5 protein-coding genes are annotated in these 4,239 nt (G+C 65.5%); all 5 read left to right on the forward strand.

Annotated features, from left to right (window positions below):
• Positions 1–1,115: MFS transporter (locus tag EOD07_RS24770; RefSeq protein WP_127237301.1), on the forward strand; the 1,115-nt coding region annotated here is incomplete at its 5' end.
• Positions 1,115–1,879, forward strand: coding sequence for an SDR family oxidoreductase (locus tag EOD07_RS24775; protein ID WP_127237302.1), 765 nt, complete (start codon positions 1,115–1,117; stop codon positions 1,877–1,879). The genes EOD07_RS24770 and EOD07_RS24775, both read left to right, overlap by 1 nt.
• 24 nt (positions 1,880–1,903) lie before the next feature.
• Complete coding sequence (locus tag EOD07_RS24780) at positions 1,904–2,926, forward strand: NAD(P)-dependent oxidoreductase (RefSeq protein ID WP_127237303.1); 1,023 nt, start codon at positions 1,904–1,906, stop codon at positions 2,924–2,926.
• 28 nt (positions 2,927–2,954) lie between these two features.
• Positions 2,955–3,887, forward strand: coding sequence for a polysaccharide deacetylase family protein (locus EOD07_RS24785; protein WP_127237304.1), 933 nt, complete (start codon positions 2,955–2,957; stop codon positions 3,885–3,887).
• A 3-nt stretch (positions 3,888–3,890) separates the two neighbouring features.
• The coding region (locus EOD07_RS24790) for an amidohydrolase family protein (RefSeq protein ID WP_164772494.1) at positions 3,891–4,239 on the forward strand (349 nt) is incomplete at its 3' end.

A 4,239-nucleotide genomic window follows, 5' to 3' on the forward strand; every position in this document is an offset into this window, starting at 1 on the left:
ATCTCGGCAAGCCCGGCATTTCTCCCCAGGTCGTGCAGATCGTGCTGACCGCCTACCCCGTGGGCTTTCTCGTCGGATGCCTGGTCACGCGTCCGGCTGTGGCCCAATACGGTCACGAGCGCACCTTTGTCGTGGTCCTGGTGCTGGCGCTGCTGGCGGCGTTGGGCTTCGTCTTCACCGACTTCCTGCCGAGCTGGATCTGCTTTCGCCTGCTTGGCGGCATGGCAATGGCGTCGCTGTTCGTCGTTTGCGAAAGCTGGATCAACCTCTACGCCGAGCATCACAATCGCGGCGCGCTGTTCTCGATCTACATGCTGACGACGGCGATCGCCGTGCTGCTCGGTCAGGTGCTGGTCGCGCTCGCCGGCCCGCAGTCGCCGCATCTGTTCCTGGTGGCCGCCGCGACTGTGCTGCTGGCGCTGGTCTCCAAATTCGTCGGCGGACGCTGGCCGGCGCTGCCGGCCGCCGAACCGGAGCACGCAAGTTCCGCAAGGCCGGTCAAACGTCTCGGCCCGTTGGCGCTGTTCCGGCTGGCGCCGGTAACGGTCGTCGCGATCTTCCAGGGCGGCATCACCAACATGAACATCTTCGTGCTGACGCCGATCTACGGCACGCAGATCGGGCTCTCGGCGGCAACGACCGTCGGGCTCGTGACGACCATCAGCATCGCCGGCATGCTGGCGCAAACGCCTGTCGGCTGGCTGTCGGACCGATTCGAACGGCGCATCATATTGCTTGTCCAAGGCATTCTGTCGGTCACGCTCTGCGCCGCCATCGCCTGGCTCGGCAATTCTTCGGTGCCGCTGCTCTTCGTGCTGTTCTTTATCTACGGCTGCACGGCGCTGACGGTCTATCCGGTGGCGATGGCGTTCGGCGCCTCGCAATTGCACAGCCGGCATATGGTCGGCGCTTCCGGCACGCTGCTGCTGCTATATTCGATCGGCAATGTTGCGACGCCCGGCATTTCGGCCGGCCTGATGGAGCATATGGGCGCGCCGGCCATGTTCCTGCTGCTTGGTGGCGGCGCCGTGCTGGTGGCGATAGCTGCCTGCTACAATCTTCTGCGCCGTCCGGTCACCATGGCGACCCTGCAGGCCGTGGAGGAGCAGGTCTGATGACGGATCCCGCCAAGAACCGCCTGCGAGACAGCGTCATCCTGATCGCCGGCGCCGCCAGCGGCATCGGTGCGGCGATTGCCCAGCGCTGTGTTGCCGAAGGCGCAAAAATCGTCTGCGCCGACTATAATCTGGAGCCGGCAACAAGACTCGCTGACGCGCTCGGGCCTTCCGCCGCCGCTTGCCAGTGCGATGTGACGAATGCCGAGTCCGCCAAGGCAGCCGTTGAATTCGCGCGGCGGAAATTTGGACGGCTCGACGGGCTCGTGCACAACGCCGCCGCGCCCTCGACCAGCGCCACCGTCGTCGACCTCGACGAAAGCGCCTGGCGGCACGAGGTCGATGTCGGCCTGACCGGCGCCTTTCTGATGAGCAAGTTCGCCGTGCCGCCGATCGCCGCGAGCGGCGGCGGCTCGGTCGTCTTCATCGGCTCCCAATTCGGACGCGTCGCCACCGCCAGGGCCGTCGCCTATTGCGCCGCCAAGGCCGGCCTGATCCACCTCGCCAAGGCGATGGCCGTCGACCACGCGGCCGACAAGATCCGCGTCAATAGCCTGTCGCCCGGTGCCGTGGCGACGACGCGCCTGCTGCGCCGGTTCGCCGATTTCGAGGCGGCCAATGCCGGCCTGGGGCCTGCCCATCTGCTCGGCCGCATTGCCGATCCCGAAGAGATCGCCGCGGCGGCGGCCTTCCTGCTTTCCTCCGACGCGTCCTTCGTCACGGGAACCGACATGCTCGTGGATGGCGGCTATGCGACGCGCTGAACTCGTGTTTTCAAAGGAGTTCCCATGACCTTGCTCGTCACCGGTGGTACCGGCTTTGTCATGAGCGTGGTCGCGCGCGCATGGCTGGACCGCGATCCGCAAGCCCGCGCCGTGATCCTCGACCGGTCCGGCCTCGACGCGGCGGCCGAAAAACACTTTACCCCGGTGCGCGACCGGCTCACGGTGATCTCAGCCGACATCCTCGACCCGAAAGCCTGGTCCGACACGCTCGACAAGCAAGGCATCACGGCGGTCGTCCACGGCGCGACGATCACGCCGATCTCGCGCGGCAGCGCCTCTGAGGCAAAGCGCCAGCCGGAGGCCGAGGACCCCGCCCGCATCGTCGATGTCAATCTGATGGGCACCGTGCGCATGCTGGACTGGGCGCGCGCGAGACCCGGCCTCAAGCGCTTCATCTATGTCAGTTCCGGTTCCGTCTATCGCCACAACGGGCCGGACTGGAGCAGCGAACCGCTGCCGGAAGACGGCTATGTCGCGCCGCTGACGCTCTATGGCATCTCGAAATTCGCCTCCGAAATGGTCACCAACCGTTATGCCGACCTGTTCGGCCTGTCGGCGGTCTCGGTGCGGCTCGCTTCGGTCTATGGTCCGATGGACCGCGCGACTGAAAGCCGTAACTTCCGCCATGTCCCGAACCGCGTCGCGCATATGGCCTTGGCCGGTGAGACGATCAGGCCGAACAGCCTGGAACCCGTTGGCGATTATGTCGCCTCCACCGATGTCGCCGCCGCCATTCTTGCGCTGATCGACGCGCCGCGCCTCAACTATCGCCACTACAATATCGGCTCGGGGTCGAGCCAGACCATCGGCGAGATCATCGGCTGGGCAAAAGAACGTGTGCCGGGACTGAAGGCCGAGGTGACGCCGGGCGAAGATGCCAATATCGTTCAGGATGTGGCGCTGAAAGGCGGCATGTGGGGCGCCTATGATATCGCCCGTATCATGCGCGACACCGCATGGCGGCCGCGCCCCGGCAAGGAAGCCTTCCACGCCTACATGGACTGGATTGCCGCCAACGAAAGCTGACCCAAGCCGAGCTGAAGGAGGACGAGAGATGCCGATCGATCCGCAGCAAGCGTCGCAGCCGCGCGACTTTGTCGGCTACGGCCCGCATCCGCCCTTCGTCGCCTGGCCGGGCGGCGTCAAGCTCGCCGTCAACCTCGTGCTCAACTACGAGGAAGGCTCCGAATACAACTGGCTGGAAGACGGCCGCAACGACAATTGGGGCGAATACAATCTGACCGGCAGCATGCCGGTGCGCGACCTCGGCACCGAGACGCATTACGAATATGGCAGCCGCGCCGGCGTCTGGCGCCTGGCCAGGCTGTTCGACCGCTACGACATTCCGGTCACCTTTTCCGCCTGCGCCGTGGCGCTCGAACGCAACCCGCCCTTGGTCGAATGGATGAAAACTCGCCGACATGACCTGATGGGCCATGGCCTGCGCTGGATCGACTACACGACGATGGCGCGAGCTGACGAAGAGCGCCATCTGCATGAGGCGATCGCGCTTTACGAGAAGCTGCTCGGCAAGCGACCGCTCGGCTGGAACTGCCGCTCACTGCCCAGCGTCAACACGCGCGACCTTCTGGTCGAGGAAGGCGGCTTCCTCTACCACTCCGATCCCTGCAACGACGACCTGCCCTATTTTCTCGACCACCGGGGCACGGAGATCCTCGTCGTCCCCTACTCCAAGACGCTCAACGACAGCCGCTATCTGGTAGCTCCGGGCTACGGCAATCCGCGCGACTTCGCCGAGGATTGCCGTTCGGCCATCGACTATATGCTCTCCGAAGCCGACGAGACCGGCGGCCGCATGCTGACCATCGGCATCCATGCCCGCTGGACGGGCCAGCCCAATCGGGCGTCGGGCCTGCGCGAGGTGATCGAGCATGTCCAAAAGAGCGACGGCGCCGCCTTCATGCGCCGCGAGGACATCGCCCGCTTCTGGCACGCCAACCATGCCCGCTTCGAGCAGCGCGGCTGAGGGATGTTCGACACGCTGGTCCGCGGTGGAACGGTGGTGAATGCCGACGGCCTAAGCCGCGGTGATATCGGCATTGCCGCTGGCAAGGTCGCGGCAATCATCGCGCCCGACGAAGCCGCCGAAGCCGGAACGGTCGTCGATGCCTCTGGCAGCTTCGTGCTGCCCGGCCTTGTCGACGCGCATGTGCATCTGCGCGATCCCGGCTTGACCCACAAGGAGGATTTTTCCTCCGGAACACATGCCGCCGCATTGGGCGGCGTGACGACCGTGCTCGACATGCCGACCGACGAACCGTGGACCGCGACGGCTGAGCAGCTTGCCGACAAGATGGCGACCACCGAAGGCCGTATCC

The organism is Mesorhizobium sp. M2C.T.Ca.TU.002.02.1.1 (assembly GCF_003997225.1).